14 protein-coding genes are annotated in these 16198 nt (G+C 59.9%); 12 read left to right on the top strand and 2 right to left on the bottom strand.

Translation table 11 applies throughout. The features are described from left to right. Window positions 1-87: 87 nt before the first annotated feature. From guaB to AOP6_RS09775, 11 genes are all read left to right on the top strand, one after another. Window positions 88-1560 (top strand): IMP dehydrogenase, encoded by a 1473-nt coding sequence (guaB, locus tag AOP6_RS09825; protein WP_155876564.1) that lies wholly within the window; start codon window positions 88-90, stop codon window positions 1558-1560. Window positions 1561-1695: 135 nt separating this feature from the next. Next, window positions 1696-3258 carry a glutamine-hydrolyzing GMP synthase gene (gene guaA / locus AOP6_RS09820; protein WP_155876563.1) on the top strand — a complete coding sequence of 521 codons (1563 nt, stop codon included), beginning with the start codon at window positions 1696-1698 and terminating at the stop codon, window positions 3256-3258. Window positions 3259-3284: 26 nt separating this feature from the next. Next, complete coding sequence (locus AOP6_RS09815) at window positions 3285-3947, top strand: response regulator transcription factor (RefSeq protein WP_213194541.1); 663 nt, start codon at window positions 3285-3287, stop codon at window positions 3945-3947. A gap of 49 nt (window positions 3948-3996) precedes the next feature. Next, on the top strand, window positions 3997-4983 hold the full coding sequence (gene galE / locus AOP6_RS09810; protein ID WP_155876561.1) for a UDP-glucose 4-epimerase GalE: 987 nt from the start codon (window positions 3997-3999) through the stop codon (window positions 4981-4983). A 40-nt stretch (window positions 4984-5023) separates the two neighbouring features. Beyond that, window positions 5024-5398, top strand: a complete 375-nt coding sequence (locus AOP6_RS09805; protein WP_155876560.1) for a nucleotide pyrophosphohydrolase — start codon at window positions 5024-5026, stop codon at window positions 5396-5398. A 3-nt stretch (window positions 5399-5401) separates the two neighbouring features. After that, on the top strand, window positions 5402-6406 hold the full coding sequence (locus tag AOP6_RS09800; RefSeq protein WP_155876559.1) for a transcriptional regulator: 1005 nt from the start codon (window positions 5402-5404) through the stop codon (window positions 6404-6406). A gap of 55 nt (window positions 6407-6461) precedes the next feature. After that, a complete protein-coding gene (locus tag AOP6_RS09795; RefSeq protein ID WP_155876558.1) occupies window positions 6462-6851 on the top strand; it encodes a hypothetical protein in 390 nt (129 codons plus the stop codon). Between the two features lie 90 nt (window positions 6852-6941). Continuing rightward, window positions 6942-7523, top strand: coding sequence for a nucleoside triphosphate pyrophosphatase (locus AOP6_RS09790; protein ID WP_155876557.1), 582 nt, complete (start codon window positions 6942-6944; stop codon window positions 7521-7523). 82 nt (window positions 7524-7605) lie between these two features. Beyond that, window positions 7606-11079, top strand: coding sequence for a DNA polymerase III subunit alpha (dnaE, locus tag AOP6_RS09785; protein WP_155876556.1), 3474 nt, complete (start codon window positions 7606-7608; stop codon window positions 11077-11079). Window positions 11080-11205: 126 nt separating this feature from the next. Beyond that, window positions 11206-12165 (top strand): acetyl-CoA carboxylase carboxyltransferase subunit alpha, encoded by a 960-nt coding sequence (locus tag AOP6_RS09780; protein WP_213194540.1) that lies wholly within the window; start codon window positions 11206-11208, stop codon window positions 12163-12165. A 114-nt stretch (window positions 12166-12279) separates the two neighbouring features. Continuing rightward, the gene (locus AOP6_RS09775) at window positions 12280-13038 is read left to right on the top strand and encodes a septal ring lytic transglycosylase RlpA family protein (protein ID WP_155876554.1); all 759 of its coding nucleotides are present in this window, start codon (window positions 12280-12282) and stop codon (window positions 13036-13038) included. Window positions 13039-13050: 12 nt separating this feature from the next. Here AOP6_RS09775 and AOP6_RS09770 read toward each other — a convergent pair whose 3' ends face one another. Next, a complete protein-coding gene (locus AOP6_RS09770) occupies window positions 13051-13836 on the bottom strand; it encodes a hypothetical protein (RefSeq protein WP_155876553.1) in 786 nt (261 codons plus the stop codon). A gap of 22 nt (window positions 13837-13858) precedes the next feature. After that, entirely contained in the window at window positions 13859-14974 is a 1116-nt protein-coding gene (gene tgt / locus AOP6_RS09765) for a tRNA guanosine(34) transglycosylase Tgt (RefSeq protein ID WP_155877699.1), read from the bottom strand. 242 nt (window positions 14975-15216) lie between these two features. Between tgt and cas6 the strand changes: the two genes are divergently transcribed. Beyond that, window positions 15217-16158, top strand: coding sequence for a CRISPR system precrRNA processing endoribonuclease RAMP protein Cas6 (gene cas6, locus AOP6_RS09760; protein WP_155876552.1), 942 nt, complete (start codon window positions 15217-15219; stop codon window positions 16156-16158). Window positions 16159-16198: the final 40 nt, after the last annotated feature.

Here is a 16198-nt window from a genome sequence, read left to right as displayed (position 1 = left end):
GGTATTTTCCCTTGACTCAGACCGGGGAGATTGCATAGCATTATCGATTAAAAGTTTTTGCCCAGCAACCGACAAAAGGAGATCGCGATGCAGGATCTGGATATACGCGAAGGCCTGACCTTCGACGACGTTTTGCTTGTCCCCGCCCATTCGGAAGTCTTGCCCAAAGAAGTCGATCTGACCACCGACCTGACCCGTAAAATCAAGCTCAATATCCCGCTGCTGTCGGCGGCCATGGATACGGTGACCGAATCACGCACCGCCATCTGCATGGCGCGTGAAGGCGGCCTCGGCATCGTCCACAAGAATATGACGCCGCAGGAGCAGTCGCTTGAAATCGACCAGGTCAAGAAGTCCGAGAGCGGCATGATCGTCGATCCCATCACCATGCATCCCGACCAGAAGATCTACGAAGCCCTCGACCTGATGAAAAAGTACCGTATCTCCGGGGTGCCCATCACCAAAGACGGCCGGCTCGTCGGTATTCTCACCAACCGCGACCTGCGTTTCGAGACCAGGCTCGACCAGCCCATCTCCAACGTCATGACCAAGGACAAGCTGGTCACCGTGCCCCCCGGCACCACCCTGGAAGAAGCCAAGCAGCATCTGCATGAGCACCGCATCGAGAAGCTGCTGGTGGTTGACGACAGCTACGCCCTCAAAGGGCTGATCACCATCAAGGATATCGAAAAGGTCCGCAAGTATCCCATGGCCTGCAAGGATGAGTTCGGCCGCCTGCGTGTCGGCGCCGCCATCGGGGTCAGTGGCGACCGCGAGGAGCGCCTCGAAGCCCTCATCCGTGCCGGCGTCGACGTGGTCATCATCGACACGGCGCACGGTCATTCACAGGGGGTCCTTGACGCCGTCGTCGACACCAAACGTCTCTATCCCGATCTGCAGCTCATCGCCGGCAACATCGCCACCGCCGAGGCGGCCAAGGCCCTGATCAAGGCGGGCGCCGATGGCCTCAAGGTGGGCATCGGTCCGGGCTCCATCTGCACCACCCGCGTGGTGGCCGGGGTCGGTGTTCCCCAGATCAGCGCCATCAACGACGTGGCCAAGGTGGCGCACAAGGCTGGCATCCCCCTCATCGCCGACGGCGGTATCAAGTATTCGGGCGAGCTGCCCAAGGCCATCGCCGCCGGCGCCGATATCATCATGATCGGCTCCCTCTTTGCCGGAACCGACGAATCGCCGGGCGAAACCATCCTTTACCAGGGTCGCACCTATAAATCCTATCGCGGCATGGGCAGCCTCGGCGCCATGAAGATGGGGAGCAAGGACCGTTACTTCCAGGCCGACGTGGAGAGCGAAGTCAAACTCGTCCCCGAAGGGATCGAAGGCCGCGTGCCCTATCGCGGCAGCCTCTCGGCCAATATCCACCAGCTGCTCGGCGGCCTGCGGGCCGGCATGGGTTACACCGGCTGCCGCACCCTCAAGGAGCTGCAGAAGAACGCCCAGTTCGTGCGCATTACCAACGCCGGCCTGCGCGAGTCCCACGTCCACGACGTGGCCATCACCCACGAAGCCCCCAACTACCGCGTCGAGCGCCAGGGGTAGGGCGGTGAGGGGTGAGGCGTGAGACGGGAAGAGTGGGGCGGGAAGAGTGAGGAGTAAGGAGTAAATGCCTCACCCCTCCCCCCTAACGCCTCACGTTTCCCCCCTAACACCTCACGTTTCACGTCATACGGAGTCATCATGTCCGATATTCATAGCGAAAAGATTCTCATTCTCGATTTTGGCTCCCAGTACACGCAGCTCATCGCCCGCCGGGTGCGTGAAGCCCATGTTTACTGCGAACTGCATCCTTACGACATGGACCTGCAGGCCATTCGTGATTTCGCCCCCCAGGGGATCATCCTCTCCGGTGGACCCAAGTCCGTTTACGACCAGGGGGCGCCGGCCGTGGAGGAGGCTCTGTTCGAGCTGGGTGTACCCGTTCTCGGTATCTGCTACGGCATGCAGCTCATGTCCCGCCATTTCGGCGGCGAGGTGGTGCCGGCCGGTAAGCGGGAATTCGGCCATGCCGATCTGCACAGTCAGGGCCAGCCCGGCCCGCTCTTTGACGGCTTTTTCATTGAAGGCAGCAGCCCCGTCTGGATGAGCCACGGCGACCACGTCTCCCGCCTTCCTGCGGGTTTCGAGGTTGTCGCCTCCACGGATAACGCGCCGGTGTGCGCTATCCAGAATGCGGCGCGCCAGCTATACGGCGTCCAGTTTCATCCCGAGGTCAACCACACCCCCCGCGGCGAAATCCTCATCGACACCTTCGTGCGCAAAATCTGCGGCTGCAGCGGCAGCTGGACGCCGGGGCACATCATCGAAGATGCCATCAGCCGCATCCGCGAACAGGTCGGTGGCGACCGCGTCATCCTCGGTCTCTCCGGCGGCGTCGATTCCTCCGTGGCCGCTGCTCTTATTCATCGGGCCATCGGCGAGCAGCTCACCTGCGTGTTTGTCGACAACGGCCTGCTGCGGCTGGGCGAGGGGGACCAGGTCATGGCCACCTTCGCCGAAAACATGGGCGTCAAGGTCATCCGCGTTGATGCCGAAGAGCGCTTCCTCAATGGCCTTTCGGGGGAGAACGACCCCGAGCGCAAGCGCAAGATCATCGGCGGCCTCTTCGTCGATATCTTCGAGGAAGAAGCCGGCAAGCTCAGCGATGCCCGATGGCTGGCCCAGGGGACCATCTACCCCGACGTCATCGAATCGGCCGGGGCCAAAACGGGCAAAGCTCACAATATCAAGAGCCATCACAACGTCGGCGGCCTGCCCGACTATATGAAACTGCAGCTGCTCGAACCCCTGCGCGAACTGTTCAAGGACGAAGTCCGCGCCATCGGCGAAGAGCTGGGGCTGCCCCGGCAGATGGTCTGGCGTCACCCCTTCCCGGGGCCCGGCCTGGGCGTGCGTATTCTCGGCGAAGTCAAAAAAGAGTACGCCGATATCCTGCGCCGCGCCGACGCCATCTACATCGAAGAGCTCTACAGCAGCGGGCACTACGATAAGATCAGCCAGGCCTTCGCCGTTTTTCTGCCCGTCAAGAGCGTCGGCGTCATGGGCGACGGCCGCACCTACGAGTACGTGGTGGCCCTGCGCGCCGTCGAGACCAAAGATTTCATGACCGCCGGCTGGTATCCCATGCCCTACGCCGACCTGGCCCGCATCAGCAACCGCATCATCAACGAGGTCAAAGGTATCAACCGCGTCGTCTATGATATTTCCAGCAAGCCCCCGGCGACCATCGAATGGGAGTAAGCCTGCCACAGGCTTCGGATAGAGCCATGGACAGCAAGACACGAATCCTCTTTGTCGACGACCATGAGGTCTTCCACGAGTGCATGCGGGCCCTGTTTGCCGCGCATGAGGGGATGGAAATCGTCGCCACCGCCAACAACGGGCAGAGCGCCGTGCGTCTGGCCCAGGAGCTGCGTCCCGACATCGTCGTCATGGATATGTCGATCCCCGTACTGCACGGCATCGAAGCCACCCGGCAGATCGTCGCCGAAAAACCCGAGTCCCTCGTCATCATCCTCTCCGGCCACGCCGAAAGCGACATGGTGCGCGAAGCCTTTCGCGCCGGGGCCAAGGGCTACGTTCTTAAAGAAGAGTCCTTCACCGAACTCGTGCAGGCCATCGAGACCGTGCGCGCCGGCTACCTCTTCCTTAGTCCCCGCGTCTCCGAGATCGACCTTGTTGAAGAACTCTCCGCCACCTTCAATCCCAAACCCCTGCCGGCCCTGGTGCAGCTGTCCCCCCGCGAAAAACAGGTGCTCAAGCTGCTGGCCGAAGGGAAGGGCGTCAAAGAAATCTCCACTGTTCTGGACGTCAGCAGCAAGACCGTGGAGACTCACCGGGCCAACCTGATGAAAAAGCTCGACTTGTACAACCTGCCCGAACTCACCCGTTTCGCCGTAAGCGTCGGCCTGGTGAAGCTTTCGCTTTAGGTCGCTGGCTCGGAGCGGTCAACGGCGTCATTTGCAAGGAGTAAAGCGTATGTCACGTATATTCGTCACCGGCGGCGCCGGCTATATCGGCAGTCATGTGGTCAAGGCGCTGGGGGAGGCTGGCCATGAGGTTCGCACCTATGACAATCTGTCGACGGGCAACCACTGGGCGATTCTGCATGGCGACCTGGTCGAGGGAGACATCGCTGACCGGGAGGGTTTGAAAAAAGCCCTGCGGGATTTTCGCCCCGATGCGGTCATGCACTTTGCCGCGTTCATTGAGGTGGCCGAGAGCGTGCGTCAGCCGCTGAAGTACTATCGCAACAACACCGTCAATGCCTTGGGCTTGCTGGAAACTCTGCAAGAGCTGAATATCCCCCGCTTTATCTTCTCCTCCACCGCCGCCGTCTACGGTACGCCGGAAAAGGTTCCTGTTGGCGAGGAGACCTTGCTGGCGCCCATTAATCCCTACGGGGCTTCGAAGATGATGACGGAGCGCTTTCTGGCCGATCTGGCGGCATCCGGCGGCGATTTCGCCTATGTGGCCCTGCGCTATTTCAACGTGGCCGGCGCCGATCCGCACAGCCGCATCGGTCAGTGCTACAAGAACCCCACTCACCTCATCACCCGCGCCCTGAAGACGGCGCTGGGGGAGTTCGACAAGCTGCAGGTGTTCGGTACCGATTATCCCACTCCCGACGGCACCTGTATCCGCGACTACATCCATGTCGATGACCTGGCCGCGGCTCATCTGGTCGCCCTGCGCCACCTTCTCGATGGCGGTACTAGCGACATCTTCAACTGCGGCTACGGTCGGGGCTATTCGGTGCGTGAGGTGGTGGAGACGGCCAAGCGCATCACCGGCCTCGATTTTCCCGTGGAGGAAGCGCCAAGGCGCGAAGGGGATCCGGCCTCGCTGATCGCCGACAGCGGAAAAATCACCGCCCAGCTGGGCTGGCAGCCCCGTTTCGCCGATCTCGACTACATTATCCAGACGGCCTGGGACTGGGAGCAGGCACTGCGCAAAAGGGCGTAGTCGAAGACCTCTGCACGAAGGTCCATCCAAGGAGATTTTCATGAGCGACAACCAGACCACCCTGCAGGATCTGAAGGAGAAGATGGCGGCCTTTGTGCGGGAGCGGGATTGGGAACAGTTCCATACCCCGAAGAACCTGAGCATGTCCATTGCCATCGAGGCGGGCGAACTGATGGAGCATTTTCAGTGGCTGACAGTGGAACAGTCGAAAAGCCTGTCTCCCGCGGCGCTCCAGGATATCGGCGAAGAGCTCGCCGACATCGTTATCTACGCTCTCTCGCTGGCCAATACCCTGGGACTGGACATGGCCGACACGGTGCTGGCCAAGATGGAGAAGAACATCCGCAAGTACCCCAGCGACCAGGTGCGGGGCAAAGCGCATAAGTATACGTATTATGTGACGAATGAAGAGTGAGGGGTGACCAAGCCGGCCAAGAAATACAGCCAGGCGGCGCGCCTGCATGATGTCATCCGCCTGCTGGAGGCCCGCTACGGCGCCACGGTGGAGGAACTCGTCGAGGAGTGCCAGGTCAATCGGCGCACCATCTACCGCGACCTGCAGGCCATCGCGGATGCAGGGTATCCCCTCATCCGCGAGCGGGAGTCAGATGGACGTGTGCTGTACCGGTTCATGACCGGCTTCAAGAATATTCCGCCCATCACCTTTTCCCTGGCGGAGTTGATGACCCTCTATTTTTGCCGGGGGCAGCTGTCTTTTTTGCGGGGAACACCTTTTTCCGACGACCTCGATGCCATTTTCGGCCGCATCCGCTCCAGCCTGCCGCCGCGCAGCGTGGCCCATCTAGAACGCCTGGCCGAGGCGGCGGCTCCCCGTTTTCAGGGGATACGGGATTACAGCGGCAAGAAAGAGATTCTGCGCCGCCTGCGCGAGGCCCTGCTGTATCAGTATCGCTGCACCCTCATCTATTCGCCGCCGCACCGCCCCGGGCAGGAATATCTGTTCGACCCCTACACACTGCTCTTCTACAAGGATTCCCTCTATGTGGGCGGCTATGCCCATAACCGCCAGGGCCTGCGCCTCTTTCTGGTTGACCGGATTCAGGAGATACACTGCAGCGATACGCGTTTCGAGATTCCCGAGGACTTCCGCCTGGAGGATCTCACCGGCAACGCCTTCGGCCTGATCAACGATCAGCCCCTGGCCATTAAGGTCCGTTTCGGCCCGGCGGTAGCCCATTTGATCCGCGAGCGCATCTGGCATCCGGCCCAGCAACTGGACGAACAACCGGACGGCTCCGTGCTCCTCTCCTTTGAAGCGGCGGGAGAGCAGGAAATTCTCTCCTGGCTCTATTCCTATCTGCCGCACGTAGAAGTGCTGGCGCCGGCCAGCCTGCGCAAAACCTTTGTGGCGGGGCTACGGCAGGCGCTGAGGGCGTCGGCAAAAAAGTCGGAAGCGGTGTGACACATTCTGTCACTCTCCTCGGTAGGATGGAACCATAACCGAGAAGGAGGACAGCATGATTTACATTGCGACGGAAGAACTGGAAGGCCGCGGCGTTTATTTTGATACCCATTCGGTGGAGCGCAGCGGACGTGGCGTGCGGGTGTGCGGTACGGTGGGGGATGGCTGCTATGAAGGGGAAGTGCTCATCGAGGTTGGTGGCGAAGCCGAAGTGACCTTTGTCGACCAGTGGCTGGGAAGCCGGGAAGCCGTTTCCTTCTTGTCCCGCTGTGGCGCTGACAGACTGCGCGCCGCCCTGGTGGAGGCTGCCCTCGATCTGCCCTTGGTGCGCGGCCTGAGGTCGGATGTAGGCGGCCGCGAACCGCTGCCCCATGTGCATTTGCCCCTCTTTTCGGCGGCCGGCCTGATCGCGGAGGATGTTCCCGGCTGGTGCCGGCAGGGTTGATTCGGTTGGCTCACTAGTCCGGTTCAAACCATTGCAATTCTGTGGCGCCTGGAGTAAAAAGGGGATGAATTTTTATCCCGAGGAATCTCCATGCGATCCATCGTTCTGGCTTCCACCAGCACCTACCGCCGCCAACTGCTCCGCCAACTGGAAATCCCCTTTGTGGCTGACGCGCCCCTCTACAAGGAGGAGATGCACAAGGGCATTGCGCCGGAGCTGCTGGTCAAGCACTTGTCCTACCACAAGGCCCTCAGCCTGCGCGAACGCTACCCGGAGGCGCTGATCATCGGCTCCGATCAGATCTTCGTCGATCCGCGTAACCAGGTGCTCGGTAAACCGGGCACCCAGGCCAAGGCGGTGGAACAGCTGCGCTCCATGGCTGGCCGCAGTCACACCTTTTACACTGGAGTGACGGTCCTTGATGCCGCCAACGGCCAGGCCCTTTCCGATTTTGCCACCTGCACGGTGACCCTCAAGCCTCTTGCCGAAGACCAGATCAGCCGCTATGTGCAGCGGGAAAATCCCGTGGACTGCGCCGGCTCCTTCAAGATTGAAGGGCTCGGCATTGCCCTTATGGAGAAAGTGGAAGGGGAGGACTACACCAGCCTCATCGGTCTGCCTCTTATCAAACTGGTTGACCTGCTCGGCCAGTTCGGCGTGGAAGTGATCTGAGACTGTGAGGCGTGAGGTAAACGCTTCACCCCTCACGCCTCACGGGTTACAACGTCTTACCCTTTTTAGTCCCAGAGGATTTATGGAACACGCAAACTTCGTTCATCTCCATTTACATAGCCAGTACAGTCTGCTAGACGGCGCCATCAAGATCGGCGATCTCATCACCCGTGCCCGCGAATACAAGATGCCCGCCCTGGCGGTGACCGATCATGGCAACATGTTTGGAGCACTGGAGTTCTACAGCAAGGCTGCCGCTGCTGGCATCAAACCCATTGTCGGCTGCGAGATGTATGTCGCCCCGGGGTCGCGTTTCGACAAGAGCAACGCCCGCGGTTCGTCGGAGGCGTCTTATCACCTGGTACTGCTCTGCCAGAATCTCACCGGCTACCGCAATCTCTGCCATCTGGTCTCCGCTGCCTACCGCGAAGGTTTCTATTACAAGCCGCGCATCGACTGGGAATTGCTGAAAGAGCGCAACGAGGGTCTGATCGCTCTGACTGCCTGTCTGGGAGGAGAGATTCCCACCCTGATCGGCATGAACCGTATGGAAGAAGCCGCCAAGCGGGCGTTGGCCATGGCGGACGTCTTCGACGACAACCGTCTTTTTCTCGAACTGCAGGAAAACTTCCTGCCTGAGCAGGAGCCGGTCAACAAAGGCCTTATCCAGCTCTCCCAGGAACTCAAGCTCCCCCTGGTGGCCACCAACGACTGCCACTACCTGACGCGGGAAGACGCCTACGCCCATGAGGTTCTGCTGTGCATCCAGACCGGCAAGACCATGGACGACCCCAACCGCATGCGTTTTTCCAATAACGAGTTTTATGTCAAGACGCCGGAGGAGATGACCCAGCTCTTTCGCCATGTGCCGGAGGCCATCAGCAACACCGTGGCCATCGCCGAGCGCTGCAATCTGGAACTCGATTTCAATACCTACCACTTTCCCCAGTACGAAAAGCCCCAGGACAAGACTCTGGACGAGGTGCTGGCCGAGGACTCCCGCCAGGGTCTCGACGAGCGCATCGCCGACATCCGCAAGATCCGTCCCGACTTCTCGGAGGAGGAGGAGAAGACCTATCGCGTTCGTCTGGAGCGGGAGCTTGACTGTATCAAACAGATGGGCTTTCCCGGCTATTTCCTTATCGTCGCCGACTTCATCAACTGGGCCAAGGACAACTCCATCCCGGTAGGCCCGGGGCGCGGCAGCGCCGCCGGCAGCCTGGTGGCCTTCGCCATCCGCATCACTGACATCGACCCGATGCCCTACAACCTGCTGTTCGAGCGATTCCTCAATCCCGAACGTATCTCCATGCCGGATATCGACGTCGACTTCTGCATCTACGGCCGTGAGGACGTCATCAACTACGTGCGCCAAAAGTATGGCGAAGAGAACGTGGCCCAGATCATCACCTTCGGCACCATGATGGCCAAGGGCGTTATCCGCGACGTCGGCCGCGCCCTGAACATGCCTTACGGCGACGTCGACCGCATCGCCAAGCTCATCCCCGGCGTGCTCAATATCACCCTCAAGGATGCTCTGCAGCAGGAGCCCAAGCTCAAGGAACTGGTCGAAAAAGATCCCAAGATCAAGGAGCTTTTCACCATCGCCCTGGCCCTGGAGGGACTGACGCGTCACGCTTCGACCCACGCCGCCGGCGTCGTGGTCACTCCCAAGCCGCTGCCCGAGTATCTGCCCCTGTACACCGACCCCAAATCGGGCGGGCAGGTGACCCAGTTCCCCATGAGCTACGTGGAGAAGATTGGTCTGGTCAAGTTCGACTTCCTCGGCCTCAAGACCCTTACCGTCATCGACAACGCTGTGCGTCTCATCCGCGAAGGCAAGGACCCCCTGTTCGACCTGCGTATCATCGGTGACGACGATCCCGAGACCTACCGGTTGCTCTCCGCCGGGGAAACAACGGGGGTTTTCCAGCTTGAATCCTCGGGGATGAAGGAGTTGCTGGTCAAGCTCAAGCCCAACTGCTTCGAGGACGTTATCGCCATCTGCGCCCTCTATCGCCCTGGTCCGCTGGGGTCGGGGATGGTGGACGACTTCATTCAGCGCAAGCACGGGCGCAAGGCCATCACCTACGACTTTCCCCAGTTGGAGGCGATCCTCAAGGATACCTACGGGGTTATCGTCTACCAGGAGCAGGTCATGCTCATCGCCCAGACCCTGGCCAACTACAGCCTGGGGGGCGCCGACCTGCTGCGGCGGGCCATGGGCAAAAAGAAGCCGGAGGAGATGGCCAAGCAGAAAGACCTCTTTCTCAAGGGCGCCAAGGAGAACAAACTCGATCCGAAGAAGGCGGAAGGGGTCTTCGACCTCATGGAGAAGTTCGCCGCCTACGGTTTCAACAAGTCGCACTCGGCGGCCTATGCCCTGGTGGCCTATCACACCGCCTATCTCAAGGCCCACTACCCGGTGGAGTTCATGGCAGCGCTGCTGACCGAGGACATGGAGAATACGGACAAGGTCATCAAGAACATCTCCGAGGTGCGCTCCATGGGCATCGAGGTGCTGCCGCCCGATATCAATGCCTCGGATCGCTCTTTTACCGTCCATGGCCGCTCCATCCGTTTCGGTCTCGGTGCCGTCAAGGGGGTCGGCTCGGCGGCGCTGGAGTCCATCATTGAGGTGCGCAAGGAGGCGCCCTATAGCTCCCTGCACGATTTCTGCGAGCGGGTCGACCTGCGCAAGGTCAATAAAAAGGTGGTGGAGGCCCTCATCCGTTGCGGCGCCTTCGACTCTCTGGGTGGCAAGCGCGCCCAGTACATGGTCGTGCTGGAAGAGGCCATGGATATCGGCCAGAAGGTACAGCGTGAAAAGGCCATGGGGCAGGAATCCCTCTTCGGTGTCAACGAGATCGTTTCCCACAACGGCAACGGTTACGGCGAGCTGCCGGCCATGGACGAGTGGCCCGAGAAGGTGCTCTTGGGGTTTGAAAAAGAATCTCTCGGCTTCTACATCACCGGACATCCCCTGTCCCGCCATGAAGATACCATCCGCCGTTTTGCCACCTGCGACACCTCGGGGCTGCAGGAGCGCCCTGACAAGTCGGAGGTCAGGGTCTGCGGCATTGTCGCCGGTCTTAAGGAACTGACCACTAAAAAAGGCGACCGCATGGCTTTTGTCACCCTGGAGGACCTGGGTGGCTTTGTAGAGATGGTGGTCTTTCCCGAGGTCTACGCGGCCTCCATGGAGCTACTCAAGTCGGAAGAGCCGCTGCTGGTCAGTGGGACTCTGGACGTTGGCGAGGATACCTGCAAACTGATGGCCAATGAAGTGGTTTCGCTGCGCGAGGTCAAGGAGCGGCAGACGAAGAAGGTACATTTTCGCGTCAGCAGTCCCGGTCTGGAGGAAAACCAGTTGCGCTCGTTGCGCAGTATCATGGAGCGCCATCGCGGTGAATGCGAGCCGTTCCTCCATCTGGTGATTCCCAACCGCAGTGAAACAACCATCCGTCCCATTGAGCGTCTTAAAGTGGCCGCCAACGACGAATTGATGGACGAAGCCGACAAGCTTTTCGGCTACAAGGTGGTCACTTTCGAGTAGAGAAATTCGCGGGGAAATTTTAGTTTTTTCCTGGGGTTTTGCTGTCTGGGGCGATAAAGCATTGTTATTTGGGGCACGTTGGTATATAAATACACGCTTGCGACCCAAATGGACAAGTCAGGAGATATGGCTATGCAATTCTACCTTGATTTTGAAAAGCCCCTTGTCGACCTGGAACAGAAAATCCGCGAGCTGCGTGATTATTCCACCGACAAGGTCGATTTTTCCGGCGATCTCAAAAAGCTGGAGAAAAAAGCCCAGAAACTGCGCGAAGAAATCTTTTCCAACCTGACCCGCTGGCAGCGCACTCAGCTGGCGCGGCATATCAACCGCCCCTTCACTCTCGACTATGTGCAGCATATTTTTACCGACTGGTTCGAGGTTCACGGCGACCGCAATTTTCGTGACGATCCGGCCCTGGTCTGTGGTTTCGCCCGTTTCGAGGGCCAGCCCTGCGCCGTCATCGGCCATCAGAAGGGGAGGGACACCAAGGAAAAAGTCTACCGCAACTTCGGTATGCCCAATCCCGAAGGTTACCGCAAGGCCCTGCGCGTCATGCAGATGGCGGAGCAGTTCGGACTGCCGATCTTCACTTTTGTCGACACACCCGGGGCCTTTCCCGGGATCGGCGCCGAAGAACGGGGTCAGGCCGAGGCGATTGCTCGCAATCTGAGGGAAATGGCGGCGTTGACCGTGCCGGTTATCGTCACTATCACCGGCGAAGGGGGCTCCGGCGGGGCTCTGGCCATCGCCGTCGGCAACCGGGTGCTGATGATGGAATATTCGGTTTATGCCGTTATCTCTCCCGAGGGCTGCGCCGCCATCCTGTGGAATGATGGTACCAAGGGACCGCAGGCGGCGGAAGCGCTGAAGCTGACGGCGACGGACATCGCCGAGCTCGGTTGTGTCATTGATGACGTGGTGGAAGAGCCGGTCGGCGGCGGTCACAACGATCACAAGGCCACCGCCGAGAATTTGAAAAAATACTTGAAGAAACACCTGGATGAACTCAACCAGCTCTCCCCCGAAGAGCTGGTCGAACAGCGCTATCAGAAATTCCGGGCCATGAGCCGCGTGGCGGAATAGCCTGTCTGTCCGGGCAAACTCTATACGTCAAAAAGTACGCTGAATACGCAGGGCGGTAGGCCGCAAAGGTCGCCGCCCTGTTCTTTATCGGACTGCTCTCTGGGTGAGGTTTACATGAGGAAAGAACTCTTTGTTGTATTGGGAATCCTGCTGATGCTGGCAGGTTGCACTGGCAAGCCGACCTACGATACCCGCGTGCTCGACACGCCACAGACGCGCGAGCTGAAGGGGCATCAAAAACCCTACACGGTCAACGGAGAGAGATATGATCCGCTGCGCTCTCACGATGGTTTCATCGAGGAAGGGTTGGCCAGCTGGTATGGCAAGGACTTCCACGGTAAAAAGACAAGCAATGGTGAAATCTACGATATGTATGCGATGACGGCCGCTCACAAGACCCTCCCGCTCGGCGTCTACGTACGGGTCCACAACAAGAATAACGGCCGGCAGACGGTGGTGCGGGTCAACGATCGCGGGCCCTTCGTCAAAGGACGGATTATCGATCTCTCCTTTGCGGCCGCCAGAGAGCTGGAGGTGGTGGGGCCGGGCACGGCGCCGGTTCGCATTGAGGCGCTGGGCTACCAGATCAAGGGTTCATCCGGACAGGTGACGTACCGTGAGCCGGTCAGCTATGCCCCGGCAAGCTATGCCGTGCAGCTGGGTGCCTTCACCCAGCCGGAAAACGCCCGCCGGTTTGCCGCTGAGCTGAAAAGTCGCTACGGTGTGGCGACGGTGGCCGAATCGGTGGTGCACGGTCAGCTCTTTTACCGGGTGCGGGTCGGCCGTTATGCGAGTCTGCCTGCGGCGGAAGCGGCCCAGCGTGATTTTGTGGCCCAGGGATACGGCAGCGGTTTTATCGTGGCGTTTGACTGAAAAAGGGAGACATCAGGGTGAGCGTTTTTGGCGCCTGTTCATTTCATCCTGAATGAGATTTCGCTGGACGGGGCTCAGGTTGGGGTTGGTTTGCAGCTGCCTGATCTCCGTCGGTTTGAGGCGGGGGAGCAGCACCGTATACCAGATGGACGGAGTTTTACGGTTCTTAAGAATGGCCATCTGGAGATTGGGACGGTTTTTCCAGCGGGGATGGCGGGCCACGCAGGAGATGGTCTCGGCGGTGGCCCTGGCGCCGTTGAGAAACTGAAAAATAGCGGCTTCCTTCAGACGGGGACTGGCCAGGCACGCATCCAGTAATCGGGTATCCCCTTCTTTGAGCAGTTCACCGACAATGAGGGCTGTCCCCCGGCGGGCCAGGGTCATTTTAGTGCCTAGCGGCGTGGTGGGCAGCCGTTGCACGATAACCCGTTCCGCCGCCAGTTTCTGGTCACTGGTTGTGCCGGGCAATACGCAGAGGTTGAGCAGTTCGAAGGTGAAGAGTTGCGGCAGCAGGGTCTGCATCAGGTGGCCTGGGGTGGCCGGGTTCTGCGCCAGTGCCAGTTTGAGCCGATGGCTGTCGGCACTGTGTCTGTGCTGGTGAGTGGCCTTAAGCAGATCTTCCGACAGGTCGCGCCTTTTCACCAGGGTCAGCAGGTGATCTTCCGTCAGCTGCTGGTTTTTTAGCGTGGCGCGCAGCACCTCCATGTCGGCATCCTGCACCAGCGCATAAAGCTCTTCCCCCGCGGCGGTCAGCGCCTGCCTGAGTTTAGCGGCCTTTTTCGCATCCAGGCTCGTCATCGTTCTCGTCTGCCCGCCTCCTTTATTCCTCGCCCTCACTGCTGCCGTACTGACCGAGAAATTCACGTTTGTAATCGAGGTATTCCCCCTTTTCAATCGCTTTTCGGGCGCCTTCGACCATGGTCAGATAGAAGCGGACATTGTGGATGGCCGCCAGGATCGCTGACAGGATTTCGTTGGCGTTATACAGGTGGTGCAGATAGGCCCGGGTGAAGTTGCGGCAGCAGTAGCAGTCGCAGGCGCGGTCCACCGGATAGAAATCGCGGCGATAGCGGCGGTTGGTCAGGCGTATCTTGCCGCGGCTGGTGAACAGGGTGGCGCTGCGGGCGTAGCGCGTGGGGATGACGCAGTCGAACATGTCCATGCCCCGTTCGATACTTTCCAGAATATCCTCGGGTAAGCCGACCCCCATGAGGTAGCGCGGCTTGTTTTCCGGCAGGAAGGGGGCCGTATAGTCGACGACCTTTTTCAGCAGTTCCAGCCCTTCGCCGACGCTGACACCGCCGATGGCGTAGCCAGGAAAATCCATGGCTGTCAGGGCCTTCGCGCACTCGCGTCGCAGGTCTTCATAGACGCTGCCCTGCACGATACCGAAGAGGGCCTGATCGGCGCGACCGTGGCTGCGCAGGCACTGTTCGGCCCAGCGCAAGGTTTTTTTGATGGATTTGGCCGTATAATCGTGGGTGGCCGGGTAGGGGATGCATTCGTCGAAGGCCATGATGATATCGGCACCGAGGGCGTTTTCGATGGCCATGGCCTCCTTGGGACCCAGGAAGATGTCATCCCCCGAATATTCATGACGAAAGAAGACACCATCCTCGGTAATTTTTTTCTTGGGCAGGGAAAAGACCTGGAAACCTCCGCTGTCGGTGAGGATAGGCTTCTGCCAGTTCATGAAAGTATGCAGGCCGCCCGCTTTTTCAATGAGGCCCTCGCCGGGTTTGAGGTGCAGGTGGTAGGTGTTGGACAGAATGATCTGAGCGCCGGTCTCTTCGACCTGGGCCGGCGTCATGGCCTTGAGGGCGGCATGGGTCCCCACGGGCATGAAGATGGGGGTTTCGATGACACCGTGAGGCGTGGTGACGCGGCCGCGGCGGGCCGCCGTCTGCTTGTCCTTGGCCAGAAGCTCAAATTGCAGCATGGGTGACGTTTGTCCTTGGATAAATAGTGATGTGTCGTGTGGGGAAAAGTTCGCAGGATCCTTGAAACGAGCCTTTTCAGCGCTGTTTTGGGGCCAACTTTAGCAGAAGGAAAGTGCCGGCGCAACCAATTGCTTTACCGTGGTTTGGGAAATGCAACTCCCTGCTCCCCCCTTGGAATGCCCCGCGGTTGCAGGTATGATGAGTCATTCTTGGCCAGACACCGTACAGGAGATCGACCATGTTTCTGCCGGAAACCCCTGCCGGGTTGGAAAGGGCTGAATTCGCCCGCGTGATATTTGTCCTCGAATTTCAGGACCCCTGCGACCTGCGCCTCGACCAGCTGCTGCGACTACGTAGGGAACTTCTACAGGCGATTTCCGTCCTTGCGGCTGTCGAAGGGTCGAGGGAACGCTTCCGTCCGCTCTTCTCTCCCGAAGTCAGTCTCGACGTTCAGGGACGCCGCCGTCATCAAAAACCCACTCCCCCCTTTGTCATCCTGCCCGAAGCGGCCCACGCCTGTCTTTACGAGGCCGGCGACCAGCTGCGCCTGCCGGTGATTTTCTGGGGCAAAGGGGTAGCTGCCATGGCGGATTTTCTGCCCGCGCTGCAGATGCTGGGGCGACAGGGGATCAGCCGGGGGGAGGGAATCTTCGAGGTGGTTGCTTTGGAGACGGCCGATGCCGCCGGGCACTTTAAAAAAATCTGGCGGGAGGGACAGCCGGTCGAGCCTTTGTGTCCCGCCATTTCTTCGGCGGCCTGGGAGCTGGACCGCCTCGGGGGAGTGCCGCAACAGCTCACTCTGCAACTGCTGACGCCGGCCCGGTTGCTTTCCCATGGGCGGCCTCTGTTTCGGCCGGTGTTCAGTCGCGTCTTTCCTTTTGTGTTGCGGCGAGTGACCTCGGTACTCTTTTCCCACTGTGGCGTCGAGCTTGAAGTGGATCCCAGGGAGCTGCTCACCCAGGCGTCTCTGGTGCGGGAGTCGGATTCCTCCCTGTGCTGGGAGGATTGGCGCACGCTTGAAGGGCAGGATCATGCTGTTGACCTTGGTGGCGTGACCGGAAGCACGACACTGGCCGGAGACGCCCTCATTCATGTTGCCTGGGTCCTCCGCCTCGGTGCCCTCATGGGCATCGGCAAAAGTGCCTCCTTCGGGCAGGGCCACTACCGCCTTTTGGAGTGATGTTCGGGTCCGCATGCCTTGCCAAGCACATCCCCTTGGT

Origin of the sequence: Desulfuromonas sp. AOP6 (genome assembly GCF_009731355.2) — a bacterium.
Classification (GTDB): Bacteria; Desulfobacterota; Desulfuromonadia; order Desulfuromonadales; family SZUA-540; genus SZUA-540.
Note: the sequence above shows the minus strand (reverse complement) of the source record. Positions and strands in the feature narration are given on the sequence as shown.

Excerpts from the sequence above, each read along its gene's own strand:
- guaB (WP_155876564.1), top strand. The coding sequence starts at position 88 with ATGCAGGATCTGGATATACGCGAAGGCCTGACCTTCGACGACGTTTTG.
- AOP6_RS09815 (WP_213194541.1), top strand. The coding sequence starts at position 3,285 with ATGGACAGCAAGACACGAATCCTCTTTGTCGACGACCATGAGGTCTTC.
- galE (WP_155876561.1), top strand. The coding sequence starts at position 3,997 with ATGTCACGTATATTCGTCACCGGCGGCGCCGGCTATATCGGCAGTCAT.
- AOP6_RS09805 (WP_155876560.1), top strand. The coding sequence starts at position 5,024 with ATGAGCGACAACCAGACCACCCTGCAGGATCTGAAGGAGAAGATGGCG.
- AOP6_RS09795 (WP_155876558.1), top strand. The coding sequence starts at position 6,462 with ATGATTTACATTGCGACGGAAGAACTGGAAGGCCGCGGCGTTTATTTT.
- AOP6_RS09790 (WP_155876557.1), top strand. The coding sequence starts at position 6,942 with ATGCGATCCATCGTTCTGGCTTCCACCAGCACCTACCGCCGCCAACTG.
- dnaE (WP_155876556.1), top strand. The coding sequence starts at position 7,606 with ATGGAACACGCAAACTTCGTTCATCTCCATTTACATAGCCAGTACAGT.
- AOP6_RS09780 (WP_213194540.1), top strand. The coding sequence starts at position 11,206 with ATGGCTATGCAATTCTACCTTGATTTTGAAAAGCCCCTTGTCGACCTG.
- AOP6_RS09775 (WP_155876554.1), top strand. The coding sequence starts at position 12,280 with ATGAGGAAAGAACTCTTTGTTGTATTGGGAATCCTGCTGATGCTGGCA.
- AOP6_RS09770 (WP_155876553.1), bottom strand. The coding sequence starts at position 13,836 with ATGACGAGCCTGGATGCGAAAAAGGCCGCTAAACTCAGGCAGGCGCTG.
- cas6 (WP_155876552.1), top strand. The coding sequence starts at position 15,217 with ATGTTTCTGCCGGAAACCCCTGCCGGGTTGGAAAGGGCTGAATTCGCC.